General features: G+C 69.4%; 15 protein-coding genes and 1 pseudogene. 12 read left to right on the top strand and 4 right to left on the bottom strand.

What is annotated here, in order from left to right:
• Positions 1-121 precede the first annotated feature (121 nt).
• Positions 122-220: pseudogene (locus tag PK606_RS14795) on the bottom strand (GTPase); the annotation flags it as partial.
• 156 nt (positions 221-376) lie between these two features.
• On the opposite strand from PK606_RS14795, the gene PK606_RS14790 reads away from it, so the two are divergent.
• A complete protein-coding gene (locus tag PK606_RS14790) occupies positions 377-631 on the top strand; it encodes an integrase arm-type DNA-binding domain-containing protein (RefSeq protein WP_324565058.1) in 255 nt (84 codons plus the stop codon).
• 14 nt (positions 632-645) lie between these two features.
• Here the strand turns inward: PK606_RS14790 and PK606_RS14785 are convergent, their stop codons facing one another.
• Positions 646-1,629, bottom strand: coding sequence for a LysR substrate-binding domain-containing protein (locus tag PK606_RS14785; protein WP_324565056.1), 984 nt, complete (start codon positions 1,627-1,629; stop codon positions 646-648).
• 115 nt (positions 1,630-1,744) lie between these two features.
• Here PK606_RS14785 and PK606_RS14780 point away from each other — a divergent pair, with 115 nt between their 5' ends.
• From PK606_RS14780 to PK606_RS14770, 3 genes are all read left to right on the top strand, one after another.
• On the top strand, positions 1,745-2,149 hold the full coding sequence (locus PK606_RS14780; RefSeq protein WP_324565055.1) for a DUF2917 domain-containing protein: 405 nt from the start codon (positions 1,745-1,747) through the stop codon (positions 2,147-2,149).
• Positions 2,150-2,381: 232 nt separating this feature from the next.
• Positions 2,382-4,691, top strand: coding sequence for an NADP-dependent malic enzyme (locus PK606_RS14775; protein ID WP_324565054.1), 2,310 nt, complete (start codon positions 2,382-2,384; stop codon positions 4,689-4,691).
• Positions 4,692-4,912: 221 nt separating this feature from the next.
• Positions 4,913-6,289: a chloride channel protein gene (locus PK606_RS14770; protein WP_324565053.1), complete on the top strand. Its 1,377-nt coding sequence runs from the start codon at positions 4,913-4,915 to the stop codon at positions 6,287-6,289.
• 56 nt (positions 6,290-6,345) lie between these two features.
• Here PK606_RS14770 and PK606_RS14765 read toward each other — a convergent pair whose 3' ends face one another.
• Positions 6,346-6,921 (bottom strand): YceI family protein, encoded by a 576-nt coding sequence (locus tag PK606_RS14765; protein WP_324565052.1) that lies wholly within the window; start codon positions 6,919-6,921, stop codon positions 6,346-6,348.
• A 276-nt stretch (positions 6,922-7,197) separates the two neighbouring features.
• Here PK606_RS14765 and PK606_RS14760 point away from each other — a divergent pair, with 276 nt between their 5' ends.
• From PK606_RS14760 to PK606_RS14725, 8 genes are all read left to right on the top strand, one after another.
• Complete coding sequence (locus PK606_RS14760) at positions 7,198-9,894, top strand: bifunctional acetate--CoA ligase family protein/GNAT family N-acetyltransferase (protein ID WP_324565051.1); 2,697 nt, start codon at positions 7,198-7,200, stop codon at positions 9,892-9,894.
• A gap of 99 nt (positions 9,895-9,993) precedes the next feature.
• A complete protein-coding gene (locus PK606_RS14755) occupies positions 9,994-11,232 on the top strand; it encodes a lytic murein transglycosylase (RefSeq protein ID WP_324565050.1) in 1,239 nt (412 codons plus the stop codon).
• A gap of 144 nt (positions 11,233-11,376) precedes the next feature.
• The gene (locus PK606_RS14750; protein WP_324565048.1) at positions 11,377-12,633 is read left to right on the top strand and encodes an ABC transporter substrate-binding protein; all 1,257 of its coding nucleotides are present in this window, start codon (positions 11,377-11,379) and stop codon (positions 12,631-12,633) included.
• A 36-nt stretch (positions 12,634-12,669) separates the two neighbouring features.
• Positions 12,670-13,536, top strand: coding sequence for a branched-chain amino acid ABC transporter permease (locus PK606_RS14745; protein WP_324565047.1), 867 nt, complete (start codon positions 12,670-12,672; stop codon positions 13,534-13,536).
• Positions 13,533-14,480: a branched-chain amino acid ABC transporter permease gene (locus PK606_RS14740; RefSeq protein ID WP_324565046.1), complete on the top strand. Its 948-nt coding sequence runs from the start codon at positions 13,533-13,535 to the stop codon at positions 14,478-14,480. The genes PK606_RS14745 and PK606_RS14740 overlap by 4 nt, the downstream gene beginning before the upstream one ends.
• Entirely contained in the window at positions 14,477-15,238 is a 762-nt protein-coding gene (locus tag PK606_RS14735; RefSeq protein ID WP_324565045.1) for an ABC transporter ATP-binding protein, read from the top strand. Before PK606_RS14740 ends, PK606_RS14735 begins: the two co-directional genes overlap by 4 nt.
• Positions 15,235-15,936 (top strand): ABC transporter ATP-binding protein, encoded by a 702-nt coding sequence (locus tag PK606_RS14730; protein ID WP_502920855.1) that lies wholly within the window; start codon positions 15,235-15,237, stop codon positions 15,934-15,936. The genes PK606_RS14735 and PK606_RS14730 overlap by 4 nt, the downstream gene beginning before the upstream one ends.
• A 197-nt stretch (positions 15,937-16,133) precedes the next feature.
• Positions 16,134-16,877, top strand: coding sequence for an IclR family transcriptional regulator (locus PK606_RS14725; protein WP_502920854.1), 744 nt, complete (start codon positions 16,134-16,136; stop codon positions 16,875-16,877).
• A 3-nt stretch (positions 16,878-16,880) separates the two neighbouring features.
• On the opposite strand, the gene PK606_RS14720 is transcribed toward PK606_RS14725, so the two are convergent.
• On the bottom strand, positions 16,881-18,009 hold a 1,129-nt coding region (locus PK606_RS14720; RefSeq protein ID WP_324565042.1), incomplete at its 5' end, for a PDR/VanB family oxidoreductase.

Genomic DNA, 18,009 nt, shown 5'->3' with positions numbered 1-18,009 from the left:
CACGAGGCTCCTATTCTCGTCGCGCGGGTTCAAGACGGGATCACCGGACGCATACAACACTCCTTGACGCCAGCGAGGAACTCCTTGAGGCTTAAGGCAATGTTCAGCGCATCCAGCCTGCGGGGTAGTTCTCCGCCGCGATCCCCGCCTTGGTCAGCGCGTTGAACAGGGTGGACTTGCCGACGTTGGGCAGGCCGACGATGCCGCATTGCAGGCTCATGGAAATTCCTTATGGATCAACCCCTTGTGCACCACCGAGCCCAACACGGGCGTCGTGGAGGTGCCCGACCCGCACCTGCCGCGAACGGCTGATCTACCGGGGGTTGTAGTCAGACTTGTCGAGGTTTTTTGTCCTCGTTTTGCCTGGGAGAGATAGATGGCGATTGTACTGATCAGCGAGTCCCTGCTTGAGCGCAGCACTGCCCGGGATGGGTGTGTTCTTCGTGACCGCGTACTGAGCGGCTTCTGTGTCCGCATGAATGCCCGCAAGCGGGCCTTCCGAGTCGCCACCAGTGTTGCAGGCAAGCAGTTCAGGATGACGCTGGGTCACTGGCCGTTGATGAGCGTCGAGGAAGCTCGGGCATTGGCCACGACGGTGCTGGTGCAGTACAGACGAAGTAGATCGCCCTGAGCGCGGTGCAACCATCAATCCAGGTCGTCGCGCAGGTCCGGATCGTCGCCTTCCCCGGCAACCGCGCGCGTCGCCACGGCCTGCTGCTCCAGCCAGTCGGCGAAGGCCTTCACCTCGGGCCGCACGGCGCCGCGCGGCGCCATCAGCAGCCAATAGGCCATCGGCGAGTGCAACCGGGTGCCGGGAAACAACTCGAGCAGTTCGCCGCGCGTCAGGCTCTCGGCCACCAGCGGCGGGCGCGCCAGCACGATGCCCTGGCCGCTGAGCGCGGCCTGCACCATCTGGTAGGCATAGTTGAAGCTGAGCCAGCGCTTCGGCTGCACGCGCTCGAGCCCTTGCGTGTCGAGCCAGCGACGCCAGGTCAGCCACTGCAGGTGCGGCGTGTAGGCGTCGCCGGCCTCGATCAGCGTGTGCTTGAGCACGTCGGCCGGCTGCCGCAGCGACGCGGTGCCCTTGAGCAGCCAGGGGCTGGCCATGGGCGTGACGTATTCGCCGAACAGCCGCCGCGCGCCCGCCGGCAGGCGCGTCGCCGGCGCGTAGCGGATCGCGATGTCGATGTCCGACAGCTCCAGATCGAAGCTGGTGTCGGAGGCGTCGATGCGGATGTCGATGTCCGGATAGGCGCGCTGGAACGCCTCCAGGCGCGGGATCAGCCACATCGATGCGAACGAGGCGAAAGTCGTCACCGACACCTGCTTGCGCCCGGCACTCTGGCGGATCTGGCGCACCGCGGCATCGATGCGCGGCAAGGCCTGGTTCACGGCCTGCAGCAGCTGCGTGCCGGCGACGGTGAGTTCGACCGCGCGCGTGTGGCGCAGGAACAGCGGCACGCCGACCTCGTCCTCCAGCGCCTGGATCTGGCGGCTGACCGCCGATTGCGTGAGCGCCATCTCCTCGGCCGCCAGGCGGAAGTTGAGGTGGCGCGCGACCGCGTCGAAGGCGCGCAAATGGCCAGCCTGGATCGGCCGGGTACGCAGATGGGTTTGCGAGTGCAACATGGCCATTGATGCGGTTTGCGAATCAATAGCATGGCGCGAATTCATTGGACTGTCAAAGTACGCCAAGGCAATATCGACGCTGAATTGATGTCGAAACAACACGAAGGAACCGATCATGTCGAAGCCCGAAAGCACCTTGTCGCAACTTGCCCTGGCCGCTGCCGCCCGCGGCGTGCAGACACTGGCGCCGGGGCGCGCCATGACGATTCGAGCCCGGCGCGATGGCGAGCTTTGCGTCGTGCGCGGCAGCATCTGGGCCACGCGCAACGGGCCGCATGCCGCCACCGCAGGCGCGGCGCAGGGCGACCTGTTCCTGACCGCCGGCACGCGGCTGGCGCTGCGCACGGGCGAAACGGTGGTACTGGAGCCGATCGGCCTGCACGGCGCTACAGCACGCGTCGCGGCCTTCGACTGGTGCGATGCACGGCTCCCATGGGCGCGATGGCTGCAACTGCCGCTCGCCTGGGCCAGCGGCCACTGGAGCACACAGGTGCCGCAGCACGGCCGCTGCGAAGCCTGAGCGCATCCGGACGGGTCCGCGGGGCCCGATCCATGCACGTTTCGAGAGCATCTGCGCGGCCACCGCCGGGCCGCGCATCGGCCCGATGCGGGACCGCTGCACGCGGCACCCGACGCGTCACCGGCCGGATTTGATGTAGTCTTTTGTCTTTACGTCGCTTTCGGCGACGCTTCAAGGGCTTTGCGGCACCGCTGGAGCGCGCGAAGCAAAAGAGCAAGTCAGGAGACCATCCATGTCCAAGCCCCTGTCGCCAGCCGAAACGGCGCTGCGCGATGCTGCCCGCGAATACCACCGCACCCCGACGCGCGGCAAGATCTCGATCACGCCGACCAAGCCGCTGGTCAACCAGCTCGACCTGTCACTGGCCTATTCGCCCGGCGTCGCCTACCCCTGCCTGGACATCCAGGCCGACCCGAGCAAGGCGGCCGAGTACACCTCGCGCGGCAACCTGGTGGGCGTCGTCACCAACGGCACCGCCGTGCTGGGCCTGGGCGACATCGGGCCGCTGGCGGGCAAGCCGGTGATGGAGGGCAAGGGCTGCCTGTTCAAGAAATTCGCCGGCATCGACGTGTTCGACATCGAACTGGCCGAGCGCGACCCCGACAAGCTGGTCGAGATCATCGCCGCGCTCGAGCCGACGCTGGGCGGCATCAACCTGGAGGACATCAAGGCGCCCGAGTGCTTCTACATCGAGACCAGGCTGCGCGAGCGCATGAACATCCCGGTGTTCCATGACGACCAGCACGGCACCGCCATCATCTCGTCGGCGGCGCTGCTGAACGGCCTGGAACTGGTGGGCAAGAAGATCGGGGACGTCAAGGTCGCCGTCAGCGGCGCCGGTGCGGCGGCGATCGCCTGCCTGGACGTGATGGTGGCGCTCGGCGTCAAGCCGGCCAACGTGTTCGCCTGCGACTCCAAGGGCCTGATCTACACCGGCCGCGCCGGCGGCTTTGACGACAGCAAGGCGCGCTTCGCCCAGCCCGACACCGGGGCGCGCACGCTGGCCGACGTGGTCGCGGGCGCCGACGTGTTCCTGGGCTGCTCGGCACCCGGTGTGCTGACACCCGAGATGGTCAAGACCATGGCCGATAAGCCGGTGATCCTGGCGCTGGCCAACCCCGAGCCGGAGATCCGCCCCGAGGACGCCAAGGCCGTGCGGCCCGACTGCATCATCGCCACCGGGCGCTCGGACTACCCGAACCAGGTCAACAACGTGCTGTGCTTCCCGTACATCTTCCGCGGCGCGCTGGATTGCGGCGCGACCAAGATCACGGAAGCCATGAAGCTGGCCTGCGTGCACCAGATCGCCGCCCTCGCCAAGGTCGAGACCAGCGCGGAAGTGGCCGCCGCCTACGCCGGCAAGGATCTGCAGTTCGGCCCCGACTACATCATCCCGACGCCCTTCGATCCGCGCCTGATCACGCGCATCGCGCCCGCGGTGGCGCAGGCGGCCATGGATTCGGGCGTGGCCGAGCGGCCGATCGTCGACATGGAAGCCTACCGCACGCACCTGGAGCGCTTCGTCTATCAGACCGGCATGGTGATGCGGCCGGTGTACGCCGCCGCCAAGGCGGTGGCGCCGGCCAACAAGCGCGTCGCCTACGCCGAGGGCGAGGACGAGCGCGTGCTGCGCGCGGCGCAGATCGCCATCGACGACCGGCTGGCGCACCCGATCCTGATCGGCCGCCCGGCGGTGATCGAGCAGCGCATCCGCAAGGCCGGCCTGCGCATGCGCCTCGGCCACGACGTGGAGAACGTCAACCCCGAGGACGATCCGCGCTTTCGCCAGTACTGGGAGGCCTATCACCGCCTGATGGGGCGCAACGGCGTCACCGTGGAAGCAGCCAAGGCGGCGGTGCGCCGCTCGACCACCACCATCGCCGCGCTGATGGTGCACCTGGGCGATGCCGACGCCATGCTGTGCGGCACGCTGGGGCGCTTCGACACCCACCTGGAGCACATCCACGACATCATCGGCCTGGAGTCCGGCGCGCCCTGCTACGCGACGCTGAACGCGCTGATGCTGTCCGACCGCACGTTGTTCGTCACCGACACCTACGTCAACGACGAGCCCAGCGCCGAACTGCTGGCGGCGATCGCCAAGATGGCCGCCGACGAGGTCAACAATTTCGGCCTGCCGCCCAAGGTGGCCTTCGTCTCGCACTCCAACTTCGGCTCCTCGCGACGCCCATCGGCGCTGAAGATGCGGCGCGCGCGCGACCTGTTCCGCGCCCAGCACCCGGCCATCGCCTGCGACGGCGAGATGCACGGCGACAGCGCGCTGTCACCGGTGCTGCGCGCACGCGCGGTATCCGAAGGCACGCTCGAGGGCGAGGCCAACCTGCTGGTGTGTCCCAGCCTGGATGCGGCCAACATCCTGTTCAACGTGCTCAAGATCACCGTCGGCCACGGCGTCACCATCGGCCCGATCCTGCTCGGCACCGCCGCCCCGGCGCACGTGCTGACCGCCTCGGCCACGGTGCGGCGGGTGGTCAACATGACCGCGCTGGCGGTCGCCGAGGCGGCCGCGCGGCACGCGTGATCGTGCGGGCATGAAGCAGGAGGCGGGCCGTGAAGCCCGCCTTTTTTCATGCGCGCGCGCCGCTACGCAAGCAGTGCACCGAACACACCGCAACACCCCGCGCCTCCGCTTGCGGCGTCAAGTATGCTGCGCCTGTCGTGCGCGGGCCGCGGCGACCGTGCCGAGCCGCCCACCCGGTGGGCGCTCCACGTCCGAGCGGATCCGTGCCACACCGTGCGCCCATGAAACGCTATTCACCCGCCGAGCCGCTCGTCATGCTCGCCACCATCGTGCTGTGGCTGCTGCTGGCGACGGCCACCGGTGCCCTGGTCGGCACCGTGTGCAGCCTGTTCCTGGGCGCGCTGTTCGCCAGCGAAGGGCGCCTGTACGGTGCGCCGCTGTGGCTGCTGGCGCTGCTGCTGCCAGGGGCCGGCCTGGTCAACGGCCTGCTTCTTCACTACGGCTACCGGGCCAGCACCAGCGGCCTGGACGACAAGCCGATCGTCGCCGTCAACGAACAACAGGGTCGCATGCCGCTGGCCACGCTGTGGATCAAGCCGATCGCGGCCTTGGTCACGCTGGGCTGCGGTGGCTCGGCCGGCAAGGAAGGGCCGTGCTCGCACATCGGTGCCGGCGTGGCGGCGGCGGTCGGGCAGGTGTTGCGGCTGGACGGGGAACTGCGCAAGCGCCTGGTGGCGTGCGGCGTCAGCGCCGGGTTCGCCAGCGTGTTCGGCACGCCGATCGCCGGCGCCATCTACGGCGTCGAGATGCTGGCGATCGGGCGCATCCGGCACGACTTCCTGTTCCCGGGCATCGTCGCCGGCGTCACCTCGTTCTTCGTCAGCCGCTGGTGGGGCCTGCCCTATCCCGACTACCACATCGTGTTCGAGGCCAACTTCACCCAGCTGCTGTTCCTGAAGACGGTGCTGATCGGCGTGCTGTGCGGCATCGTGGCATCCTGGTTCGTCGAACTGCTGCACCTGGCACGCAAGCTGTTTGACGCCCTGCGCGAGCGCCTGGCGCTGTGGCCGCCGCTGGTGCCGATGCTGGGCGGCGTGCTGCTGGTGCTGCTGGTGACCGTGCTGCCGACCGACTACCTGGGCCTGTCGCTGCCGCTGATGGAGCGCGCGCTGCACGGCGAACCGATGCCCTACCTGGGTTTTCTGTGGAAGGCGCTGCTGGTCGCCATCACGCTGGGCTCGGGCTTCTACGGCGGCATCGCCACACCGCAGTTCGTCATCGGTGCCGTCACCGGCGGCGCGTTCGCGCCCTGGCTGGGCCTGGCACCGGCGCAGGGTGCGGCGGTCGGCATGGTGGCGGTGGTGGCCGCGGCCTCGAACACGCCGATCGCCGCCCTGCTGATGGGCATCGAGCTGTTCGGCGGCGGCTCGGCCTGGTACGTGGCCGGCGCCTGCGTGGCCGCCTACCTGATGATCGGCCACCGCAGCGTGTATCCGGCGCAGCAGCTCGCCTACGCCAAGTCGGGCTGGCTGGCCACCAGGCAGGGCCTGCCGGTCGGGCACGAAAAGGCGCAGCTGTCGTTCGGCGTGCTGCGCTGGTGGCGCAACAGCCTGCGGCGTCTGCGCCGGCTGGTGCAGCGGCTGCGCAACCGGTCCTAGGGTCGCCGGTCTCGCTCGCGCAACCAGACCCGTGGCCGCGCCCGAGCCAGCATGCGCTACTGCTTGAACGCCTCGATGGTCGCCGTGATCCGCACGTTCTTCGGCATGCCCCGATCGACGAAGGCGTTCATGCCCCACTGGGTGCGGTCGATCACCGCCTCGAAGTCACCGCCGCAGGCCTCGACCTTGGCCATCGGGTTCGGGTAGCAGTTGAACTGGCTGGCCTTGAGCGTGACCGGATGCGTCTGACCCAGCAGGCTGAGTTGGCCAGGCACCTCGGTCAGCTTGTCGCCCTCGAACACCAGGCGCTCGGAGACGAAGCGCATGGTCGGGTGCTTGGCTGCGTTGAACAGGTCGGGCGCCTGCAGGTGCTCGTCGAATGGCTTCGAGCCGCTGTAGACGCTGGCGACCTGGATCGTGATGTCCACCGCGCCGGCCTTGGCGGCCTTGTCGAATCGGACACTGCCCGACACCTCGTCGAAGCGCGCCCGGTTGACCGATGCGCCGAAGTGGTCGATCGCGAAGGTGGCGTAGGTGTGGTGCGGATCGATCTTGTAGACCGCCGGCTCGGCATGGACCGTGGTGCCGAGGGCCAGGGTCGCGGCCAGTAGGCAGATGGTGGTGAATTTCATGAGCGCTCCTTGATCAATCGATGGCGAAATGGCGGCGCGACGCCGTGCTCTTCGAGCCTGCAGGTTGGTGGACGGGACCGGGGCGCCAGCCAAGGGTCTGCCCAGAATGAAATGAGCTGAGTCGTCCGTTCGCGGATCGTTCCGCGCCGCGTCATTGCAATGCAATGTCGTCTGTGCTGGATCAAGCCGGAGTCGGCTGTCACGGCGACTTCACCCACGCACGTTAAGCTGGCGCCTTTGGCGGCCGGGTCCGCCCTTCCTATTTTCCTGTTCCGCATGAGCATACGCAACCTCGATTCCCTGTTCGATCCCCGTTCCGTCGCCGTGATCGGCGCCTCGGAGCGGCCGTTTTCCGTCGGCGGCACGCTCTGGCGCAACATGCACGGCAGCGGCTTCGCCGGCCCCGTCTACCCGGTCAATCCTAAATACAAGCTGCTGTCCGGCCAGCCCTGCTACGCCCATGTCGACGATCTGCCGGAAGCGCCGGAACTGGCGGTGATCTGCACCCCGGCCGCCACCGTGGTCGATCTGGTCAGGCAGCTCGCCCGGCGCGGCACCCAGGCCGCCGTGGTGATCAGCGCCGGCCTCACGGCCGAGCAGAAGCAGGCCATGCTGGACGCCGCCAAGCCGACGCTGCTGCGCGTGCTCGGCCCCAACTGCGTCGGCCTGCTGGCGCCGCACGCGAAGCTGAACGCCAGCTTCGCCCACATCCCGGCGCGGCCGGGCGAGCTGGCCTTCGTGTCGCAGTCGGGCGCGCTGGTCACGGCCATGCTCGACTGGGCCGAGGCGCGGCAGATCGGCTTCTCGCACTTCGTCTCGCTGGGCGAGCACGCCGACGTCGACTTCGGCGACATGCTCGACTTCCTCGCCAGCGACCCGCGCACGCGCGCCATCCTGCTCTACATCGAATCGATCGAACAGGCGCGCAAGTTCATGTCGGCGGCACGCGCGGCGGCGCGCAACAAGCCGGTGATCGTGGTCAAGGCCGGGCGCAGCGAGCAGGGCCAGAAGGCTGCCGCCTCGCACACCGGCGCGCTGGCCGGCGCCGACAACGTGGTCGACGCCGCCATCGGCCGCGCCGGCATGCTGCGCGTCGACAGCCTGGAAGAGCTGTTCCTGGCGGCCGAGATCCTGACCCGCTTCAAGGCGCCGATCGGCGACCGGATGACCATCCTCACCAACGGTGGCGGCGTCGGCGTGATGGCGGCCGACGCGGCGGCCGCGCACGGCGTGCCGCTGGTCGAGCTGAGCCAGCCGCTGATCGAGGACCTGGATCAGGTGCTGCCGGCCAACTGGTCGCGCGGCAACCCGGTCGACATCATCGGCGATGCGCCGGCGCAGCGCTACGTCGACGCGCTGGAGGGGTTGGCCCGGCATCCACAGGACACCGGCACGCTGCTGTTCATCCACGCGCCGACCGCCATCGTGCCCTCGACCGACATCGCGCGTGCCATGGTGCCGGTGATCCAGCCGCCGAAGAAGCGCGCGCTGCCGCTGATCAGCGCCTGGGTCGGCGGCCCGGCGGTGGCCGAGGCGCGCGAGCTGTTCATGCAGGCCGGCATCGCCTGCTACGACATGCCCGAGCAGGCGGTGGCCGCGATCGGCATGCTGCAGCGCTACGCGCGCAACCAGGCCGAACTGAGCGAGGCGCCGCCGGCGACCCAGCTGCACAACGGCAGCACGCCCGACGTCGCAAGCGTACGCAAGCTGATCCAGGACGTACTCGCCAGCGGCCGCGACATGCTGACCGAGCCCGAGGCCAAGGCGGTGTGCGAGGCCTACCACATCCCGGTGGTCATCACGCGCACGGTGCCGGCCGATGCCGAGGCAGCGGCGGCCGAAGCGGCGCGCATCGGCTTTCCGGTCGTCATCAAGATCCTGTCGGAGGACATCTCGCACAAGTCCGACGTCGGCGGCGTGGTGCTCAACCTGCAGGACGCCGACGACGTGCGCGCCGCTGCCCACGCCATGCTGGGGCGCGTGCGCAAGAGCTTTCCGGACGCGCGCATCGACGGCTTCACGGTGCAGGCGATGGTGAAGCGCAAGCAGGCGCAGGAACTCATCATCGGCGCCAGCATCGACCCCACTTTCGGCCCGGTGATCCTGTTCGGCCAGGGCGGCACCGCCGTGGAGGTGATGAAGGACAGCGCCATGGCGCTGCCGCCGCTGAACGCGCCGCTGGCGCGCGCGCTGATCGACCGCACCCGCGTGGCGCGGCTGCTCAAGGGCTACCGCGACGTGCCGCCGGCCGACATCGATGCCGTGGTCGCCACGCTGATGGCGGTGTCGCAGCTGCTGGCCGACGTGCCCGAAGTCGCCGAACTCGACATCAACCCGCTGATCGTCAACCACGAGGGCGCGATCGCGCTCGACGCCCGCGTGCGCGTGAGCAGCCAGTTGCCGGCTGGCGCCGCCAGCTTCGCCATCCAGCCGTATCCGGCCGCGCTGGCCGAAACCGTCGAATGGCGCGGCCAGCCATTGACGCTGCGGCCGATCCGCCCCGAGGACGAGGAGCACCACCGCGCCTTCCTGGAGAGCCTGGATCCGGAAGACATCCGCATGCGCCTGTTCTATAGCCGCCGCACCATGGAGCGCAGCGAACTGGCGCGCCTGGTGCAGATCGACTACACGCGCGAGATGGCCTTCATCGCCACCGTGCCGGACGACGGCGGGCAGGAAAAGACGCTCGGCGTGGCACGCGCGCTGGCCGATCCGGACAACTTCGGCGCCGAGTTCGGCATCATCATCCGACCCGAGCTGAAGGGCTCGGGCCTGGGCCGCATCCTGATGGACAAGCTGATCCGCTACCAGCGCGGCATCGGCACGCAGCAGCTGACCGCCGTGGTGCTGACCGAGAACCGGCGCATGCGCAAGCTGGCCGAGGCGCTCGGTTTCCGGGAAACCGAAACGCCCAACGACGAAACCACGCTGCAACTGCTGCTGGAGCTGCAGCAGCCGGCACGCCAACCCTGAGCCAGTGAGCCGGCGCAAGCACGTAGGACGAGGCCGGGTTTGCAAACCCTTGCGGCCTGCCGGGGTCCGGCCATGCGGCGGATGCGCTATTCTTTTTGAATGACTGAATCCGACCGCATCCGCCGCCCGATCCTGGCCCTGGCCAGCGCACTGGCACTGCTGGCCGCGCCGGCCGTGCAGGCGCAGGACACGGCGCCCGCACTCGACCAAGCCGAGTTCCGCAGCTGCCTCCATGGCCTGAAAGGCACGCAGGCGTTCCGCGCCATCTCCAGCGTCACCTTCGCCGAGCACACCGACGCGCTGGAGCCTGACCCCTCGGTACTGGTGCTGCTGAACCGCCAGCCCGAGTTCACCATGCCGGTGTGGGACTACCTGGCGGTGCTGGTCGACGAGGAACGCGTGGCCGACGGTCGCGCGGCGCTGGCCAAGTGGCAGCCGGCGCTGCAGCGCATCGAGCAGCAGACCGGCGTGGCGGCCAACGTGATCGTCGGCGTCTGGGGCGTCGAGAGCAACTTCGGCCAGAACCTGGGTGGCCGGCCGCTGATGCAATCGCTCGCCACGCTGTCGTGCTTCGGTCGTCGGCAAGCCTATTTCCGCGGCGAATTCGCGGCCGCGCTGCGCATCCTGCAGGAAGGCCACGTCCCGGCCGAGAAGCTGACCGGCTCCTGGGCCGGCGCCTTCGGGCAGACGCAGTTCATGCCCAGCACCTTCTTTCGCAGCGCGGTCGATTTCGACGGCGACGGCCGGCGCGACATCGTCGACAACGTGCCCGACGCACTGGCGTCCACAGCGAAGTTCCTGCAGAACGCCGGCTACCGGCGCGGCGAACTCTGGGGCTTCGAAGTCCGGCTGCCGGCGGGCTTCGACTCGTCCGGCGCCGGCCGCAAGAACAAGCAGGCGATCGAGCAATGGCGCCGCGCCGGCCTGACCCTGGCCGATGGCTCGCCGCTGCCCGACAGCCTGCCCAGCGCCGGCCTGATGATCCCGGCGCGCGGCGGGCCAGCGTTCCTGGTCGGCCGCAATTTCGACACCCTGTACAGCTACAACGCCAGCGAGAACTATGGCCTGGCCATCGCCCACCTGTCGAACCTGGTGAGCCAGCCATCCGGCGCCATCGGCTTCGCCACCGCCTGGCCGACCGACGACCCCGGCCTGTCGCGGGCGCAGAACCGCGAGCTGCAGGTGCTGCTGCTGGCGCGCGGCCACGACATCGGCAGCGCCGACGGCATGATCGGCGCCAGGACGCGCGAGGCCATCAAGGCCGAGCAGCAGCAGCTCGGCATGAAGGCCGACGGCCGCGCCGGGCAGAAGCTGCTGGCGGCGCTGCGCGAGCGCTGACGGCCTGAGCGCCATTCGGCGCGCGGTGCCGCGCGGTCGCCGCTTTACTGACACTGGGTTCATGGTTGCTTCGCGCCACGGCGTCGGCGGCGAAACGCAGCGGTACATTGATTCATCGATGTAACCAGCCTGAAAGGTGCCGCCATGAACACTTCACACGATGCATTCCCAAGCAGACGCGACGTCCTGAAGTTCGGCCTGGCACCGCTTGCGACGGGCACGCTCGGGTTCGCGGCGCCGTCGGCGCTGGCGCAGCAGGGCCCGATCCGCCTGGGCGCAATCTACATCCTGTCGGGCGGCGCGGCGACCTACGGCCAGTTCGCCAGGCAGGGGCTGGAACTGGCGTTGTCGGAAATCAATGCCGCCGGCGGCGTGCTCGGGCGTCAACTCGAATACAGCATGGAAGACAGCCAGGGCAAGGTCGACATCGCCATCAACGCCGCGCGCAAGCTGGTGTTCCAGAATCGCGTCGATGCCTTGATGGGCCTCGACAGCTCGGGCGTCGCCAACGGCCTGGTGTCGGTGGTGCCGGAGCTGCGCAAGCCCTTCGTCATCACGCACGCGGCCTCGCCCGACGTGACCGGCAAGCTGTGCAACAGCTACACCTACCGCGTCAGCGTCAACATCAACCAGCACATGTCGGCGGCCTCGCAGATCGCCGTCGGCACCGGCGCCAGGCGCTGGACCACCATCGGCCCCGATTACGCATTCGGCCACCAGTCCTGGGAGTACTTCCAGCAGTACCTGAAGCAGCGCCAGGGCAACGCCGAGTTCATGAGCCAGGTGGCGTTCCCGAAATTCGGCGCTGAGGACTTCACGCCCTTCATCCAGAGCGTGATGCAGGCCAAGCCCGAGGGCGTGCTGGTATCGCTGTGGGGCGGCGACCTGGTCAACTTCGTGCGCCAGGCACGCAACCTCGGCTTCTTCGAGCAGAAGATGCAGATCCTGCTGACGCTCGGCGCCGCCACCGAGGTGCTGTCGGCGCTGGGCGAACAGATGCCGCAGGGCGTCTGGGCCGGTACCCGCTACTGGTTCGCCGCGCACGCCGACAACCCGATCAACCAGCGCTTCGTCAAGTCCTATGTCGAGCGCCACAAGACGCCGCCGAGCTACAACGCCGAAGGCGCGTATGCCGCTGCCTACCTGTACAAGGCGGCGTTCGAGAAGGCCGGCAGCACCGATGGCGCGGCGGTGGCCAAGGCGCTGTCGGGCCTGGCCTTCGAGGCACCGAACGGGCGCGTGGTCATGCGTCCCGGCGACCACCAGGCGGTGGTCGGGCCCACGTGGGGCAAGCTCGGCGCCTTCGACAAGAACTACGGCGTGCGCATGCTGGAATCGGTGCGCACCTTCACCGGCGAGGAAGTCACGCCACCGGTGGCCGAGACCGGCTGCAAGCTCTGATCGCGCGGCCGCGGCCGGCGCAGGCTCGAGCTTCCCATGCAAGGCGTTCTCGCCGCCCTGCTCAACAGCCTTGAGATCGGCCTGTTGCTGGCCGTGATCGCGGCCGGTCTGAACATCGTCTTCGGCGTTCTGGGCGTGATCAACTTCGCCCACGGCAGCCTGTACATGCTGGGCGCCTACTTCGCGTTTGCGCTGACGAGCTACCTGGGCCTGTCGTTCTGGCCTGCGCTGCTGCTGGCGCCGCTGGCCGTCGCCGTGGTCGCGGTGGTGATCGAGAAGCTGGCCTTGCAGCACGTGTACGGGCGCGACATCGCCGACAGCCTGCTGATCACCTTCGCGCTGCTGCTGGTGATCGACGACGCGGTGCGCATCGTCTGGGGCGCCGGCATCCACGTGGTGCCGCCGCCAGCCGCTCTGCGGGGCACGGTCGAACTGTTCGGCGCCCTGTACCCGCGCTACAGCCTGTTCGTCATCGTCGCCGCGCTGCTGGCGATGGCCGGGCTGTGGCTGTTCTTCCTGCGCACGCGCGCCGGCCGCATCGTGCGCGCGGCGGCGATCGACCGCCGCATGGCCGAGGCGGTCGGCATCAACGTGCCGCTGGTGATCACCGGCGTGTTCGCGCTGGGCGCCTGGATGGCCGGCATCGCCGGCGTGATCGCGGCGCCGATGCGCGCCATCGTGCCGGCGATGGGCGACCGCATCATCATCGACGCCTTCATCGTGGTGGTGATCGGCGGCCTGGGCAGCTTTCCGGGCACGCTGCTGGGCGCGCTGATCCTGGGCGGCATCTACGGCTTCGGCGGCCGCTACCTGCCGCAGATCAACCTGGTGCTGCCCTACCTCGGCATGGCGCTGGTGCTGCTGCTGCGCCCGCGCGGCCTGGCCGGACGGGAGGCGGCGTGACGCGCGGCAGGGTCGCCACCGGCGTGCTGGCGCTGCTGCTGGCGGCGCTGTTCTGGCTGCCCGCGTTCGCGCCCTACTTCTACCTGTTCGTCGGCACGCGCATCCTGCTGCTGGGCCTGTTCGCGGCCAGCTTCAACCTGCTGTTCGGCTACGGCGGCATGCTGTCGTTCGGCCATGCGGCCTTCTTCGGCGCCGGCGCCTACGCCGCGGCCCTGCTGCTGCTGCACTTCGGCTGGCCGCTGGCGCTGGTGCTGGTCGCCGGCATGCTGGTCAGCGCCGTGCTGGCGGCGGTGATCGGGGCGCTGAGCGTGCGGCTGGACGAGGTCTACTTCGCCATGCTGACGCTGGCCTTCGGCATGATGGTGTTCGCCATCGTGCACCAGTGGCGCAGCCTGACCAACGGCAGCGACGGCGTGGCCGGCTTTCCGCTCGGGCAGTTGCTGCCGGGCTGGGACCTGCAGCTGGCCGACCCGGCGGTGTACTACCGCGTGGTGCTGGTGATCGTGGCACTGGCCGCCGCCGTGCTGTGGCGCATCACGCGCTCGCCGTTCGGCCTGGTGCTGAGCGCGCTGCGCCAGAACAGCGAGCGCGTCGCCTTCTGCGGCGTTGCCGTGCGGCGCCACCGCCTGCTCGCCTTCATCATCGCCGGCGCCTTCGCCGGCCTGGCCGGCGCCCTGTTCGCACCCTTCAACCGGGTCGCCAACCCCGACATGGTGCACTGGACCCAATCGGCGCTGCCGGTGTTGATGACCATCCTGGGCGGCGCCGGGCAGTTCCTGGGTCCGTTCGTCGGCGCCGCCGTGTTCGTGCTGCTCGAGACCTGGATCACCAGCTACACCACGCACTGGATGCTGGTGCTCGGCCTGATCCTGACGGTGATGGTGATCTTCTTCCGCCGCGGCCTGCTGGGCACGCTGCTGGAGCGCAAGGCGAGGCAGCCATGAAGCCGCCAGTGCTCGCGGTGCGCGATCTGGCCAAGAGCTTCGACGGCTTCATGGCGGTGGACGGCGTCGACCTCGAGGTGCGTGTCGGTGAAACCGTGGCCCTGATCGGCCCCAACGGCGCCGGCAAGACCACCTTTTACAACCTGATCTCGGGCCGCATGCGGCCGACGCGCGGCTCGATCGTGTTCGAAGGCCGGGACGTGACCGGCCTGCCGCCGCACCGCATGAGCCGCCTCGGCCTGTCGCGCTCGTTCCAGATCAACAACATCTTCGAGGAGCTCACGGTGCGCGAGAACGTCGAGGTCGCGCTCACCGCACTGCACCGCAAGTCGTGGCGCCTGTTCGCCTCGCGTGATCGCGACGAGGCCTTGCACCGGGAGGCCGATGGCGTGCTGGCGCGGCTCGGTCTGGCCGAACTGGCGCCAACACGCGCCGGCGTGCTGAGCTATGGCGACAAGCGCCTGCTGGAGATCGCCATCGTGCTGGCGACGCGCCCGCAACTGGTGCTGCTGGACGAGCCCACCGCCGGCATGACGCCGGACGAGACACGCGCGGTGACGCGGCTGATCCGCGAGATCGCCGACAGCGGCGACCAGACCTTCGTGGTGACCGAGCACGACATGGAAGTGGTGTTCGAGCTGGCCGACCGCATCGTGGTGCTGCACCACGGCCGTGTGCTGGCGCAGGGCAGCGCCGACGAGATCCGCGCCAACCGCGCGGTGCGCGAGGCCTACCTGGGCGACGAGCAGGAGGCCTGATGCTAATCGTGGAAGACCTGCATACCTACTATGGCGAAAGCCATGCGCTGCAGGGCGTCAGCCTGCGCGTGGAGGCCGGCGAGGTGGTCTGCCTGCTGGGGCGCAACGGCGCCGGCAAGAGCACCACGCTGGGCAGCATCATCGGCCTGACGCCGGCGCGGCGCGGCAGCATCCGCTTCGATGGGCAGGAGATCCGCGAGCGCCGACCGCACTGGATCACGCGCCACGGCATCGCGCTGGTGCCGGAGGACCGGCGCATCTTCGCGGGCCTCAGCGTGACCGAGAACCTGGAGGTCGCCGCGCCGCGCCAGCTGGACCGCGAGCGGCGCTGGCCGATCGAGCGCCTGTTCGAGACCTTCCCGATGCTGGCCGAGGTGCGCCACCAGGACGGCGCCACGCTGTCGGGCGGACAGCGCCAGATGCTGGCGATCGCCCGGGCACTGGCCAGCGAGCCGCGGCTGCTGCTGCTCGACGAGCCCAACGAAGGGCTGGCGCCGGTGATCGTGCAGCAGATCGGCGCCCTGATCGAGCAGCTCGCGCAGACGACGACCATCCTGCTGACCGACCAGAACGTGCGCTTCGCGCTGCGCCACGCCAGGCGCGGCTACGTGCTGCAGAAAGGTCGCGTGGTGTGGGAAGGCAGTGCCCGGCAGATCGCCACCGACCCCGAAGTCCAGCGCTACCTGACGGTGGCGTGAATCGTCACCAGGATCATCCGAACCGACTGCGCGCCGGCGTGCCAGTGCAGCGCACGGTTCTCCGGCAGGAGCCGACCGGCCTGCGGGAACCAATGCCGCTTACCATTGCCGATCGCCCCACCCTTGCCGACTCGACCTTGGACCACATCATTCCAGCACCGCCACCCGCCCGCCGCCGCCGCGTGCAGTCGGCCGAGATGGGCATGAGCATCCTCAAGGCGCTGGCGCGCCTGGGCGGCGCGGCCAGCCTGACGGCGGTGGCGCAGGCCGTCCATGAAAGCACCGCCAAGGTGCACCGTTACATGGCCAGCCTGGTGGAGCAAGGCCTGGTGGCGCAGGAGCCGCCGAGCCAGCGCTACATCCTCGGCCAGGAGGCGATCCTGATCGGCCTGGCGGCGCTGCGCCAGTGCGACCCGATCCGCGCCGGCGAGCCGGCGCTGGCGCGGCTGCGGGACGAGTTGGGCGTGACCTGCTTCATCGCCGTCATGGGCAACCAGGGCCCGACCATCCTGCGCATCGAGGAGCCGGCGCTGCCGGTGGTGGTCAACGTGCGCGCCGGCTCGGTGCTGCCGCTGCTGCTGTCGGCCACCGGCCAGGTGTTCCTGGCCTGGTCGGAAGGCGACCGGCTGGAGCCGCAGGCGCGACGCGAATGGGACGAGGCCACGCCGGTGCAGCGCAGCCAGCTCGTGGGCAAGGATCCGGTGGCCGCCTTGCGCACGCGGGTGCGCAAGCTGGGCTCGGCCTCGGTGGAGGGCCTGCTGTCGGCCGGCATCAGCGCCGTGGCGGCGCCGGTCCGCGACCACGCGGGCAAGGTGGCGGCGGTGCTGACCGCCCTGGGCGCCTCGGGCGGCTTCGATGCCGCGCCGAATGGCCGCATCGCGGCGCAGGTGCGGCGGGAAGCCCTGGCTATCAGTGCCGCACTGGGATTCGGCACCGACTGAAACTCAAAGTTCCAGCACCAGCCTGTCGCCCGCGGCGCGTGAGCAGCACACCATCATGCGGTCCTGCGCGTCGCGCTCGCCGCGCGTCAGCACCACGTCGCGGTGGTCCACCGCGCCGCCGAGCACGCGCACCTCGCACGAGCCGCACAGGCCCTCGCCGCAGTCGCTCTGCACATCGATGTTGGCGCCCTTGAGCGCCGACAGGATGGTCTGGTCGGCGCGCACCTGCAGCGTGATGCCGGAGTCCTTCAGCTCGATCTCGAACGCGTGCTCCCTGCTCGGGTCGAGCGTGGGCGGCTCGGTCTGGAAGTGCTCGATGCGCAGCGCATCGTCGGGCCAGTGCGCGGTGCAGGCCTCCAGCGCGCTCAGCATGCGCTCGGGGCCACAGGCGTAGATGCGCACACCGTCCTGCGGCGTGGCCAGCAGCGCGGTCAGGTCGGCGCGCCGGCCTTCGTCCTTGGCGTAGACGTGCAGGCGTTCACCGTGCTCGGCAATCAGCGCATTCAGCAGCGGCATCAGCTGGCGAGCGCGGCCGCTGTAGTGGATCTCGTAGTCCATGCCCAGCAGGCGCGCGCGGTGCACCATGGCGGCGATGGGCGTGACGCCGATGCCGCCGGCGATGAAGATGACGCGCTGCGCCGTCTCGTCGAAGCGGAAGTGGTTGCGCGGGCCACGGATGCGCACGGTGTCGCCCTGCTTGAGCTGGTCATGCACCCAGGTCGATCCGCCGCGGCTTTCCGGGTCGCGCAGCACGGCGATCTCGTAAGCGCTCAGATCGGCCGGGTCGCTGCACAGTGAGTACTGGCGCGACAGCCCCGTGTCGCCGCACTCGATGTCGATGTGCGCGCCGGGCTGCCACTTCGGCAGGCTCTGGCCGTTGGCCGCCACCAGGCGCAGCAGCACGGTGTCGCCCGTGATGCGCGTGACGCGCTCGACCAGCATCGGCCGCGTCACCGTCTGCTTCGACGGCTCGCCCAGGCGCACCGGCAACTGCTGCTGCAGGATGGCCGGGTTGGCGCGTTCGGGATTCAGCGCCGGATCCCACTCCACCCACAGGTTCTTGGGGCCGCGGAACGAGGTGTTGGGCAGGTAGTCGAAGCGCTGCTCGGCCAGGCGCATGTGCGGCAGGCGC

The organism is Ottowia sp. (genome assembly GCF_035444425.1).
Classification (GTDB): Bacteria; Pseudomonadota; Gammaproteobacteria; order Burkholderiales; family Burkholderiaceae_C; genus Ottowia.
The sequence above is the reverse complement of the archived record's forward strand: the minus strand, read 5'-3'. Positions and strand labels throughout refer to the sequence as shown.

Coding starts and splice junctions, on each gene's coding strand:
- PK606_RS14790 (WP_324565058.1), top strand. CDS start 377: ATGGCGATTGTACTGATCAGCGAGTCCCTGCTTGAGCGCAGCACTGCC.
- PK606_RS14785 (WP_324565056.1), bottom strand. CDS start 1,629: ATGTTGCACTCGCAAACCCATCTGCGTACCCGGCCGATCCAGGCTGGC.
- PK606_RS14780 (WP_324565055.1), top strand. CDS start 1,745: ATGTCGAAGCCCGAAAGCACCTTGTCGCAACTTGCCCTGGCCGCTGCC.
- PK606_RS14775 (WP_324565054.1), top strand. CDS start 2,382: ATGTCCAAGCCCCTGTCGCCAGCCGAAACGGCGCTGCGCGATGCTGCC.
- PK606_RS14770 (WP_324565053.1), top strand. CDS start 4,913: ATGAAACGCTATTCACCCGCCGAGCCGCTCGTCATGCTCGCCACCATC.
- PK606_RS14765 (WP_324565052.1), bottom strand. CDS start 6,921: ATGAAATTCACCACCATCTGCCTACTGGCCGCGACCCTGGCCCTCGGC.
- PK606_RS14760 (WP_324565051.1), top strand. CDS start 7,198: ATGAGCATACGCAACCTCGATTCCCTGTTCGATCCCCGTTCCGTCGCC.
- PK606_RS14755 (WP_324565050.1), top strand. CDS start 9,994: ATGACTGAATCCGACCGCATCCGCCGCCCGATCCTGGCCCTGGCCAGC.
- PK606_RS14750 (WP_324565048.1), top strand. CDS start 11,377: ATGAACACTTCACACGATGCATTCCCAAGCAGACGCGACGTCCTGAAG.
- PK606_RS14745 (WP_324565047.1), top strand. CDS start 12,670: ATGCAAGGCGTTCTCGCCGCCCTGCTCAACAGCCTTGAGATCGGCCTG.
- PK606_RS14735 (WP_324565045.1), top strand. CDS start 14,477: ATGAAGCCGCCAGTGCTCGCGGTGCGCGATCTGGCCAAGAGCTTCGAC.
- PK606_RS14725 (WP_502920854.1), top strand. CDS start 16,134: ATGGGCATGAGCATCCTCAAGGCGCTGGCGCGCCTGGGCGGCGCGGCC.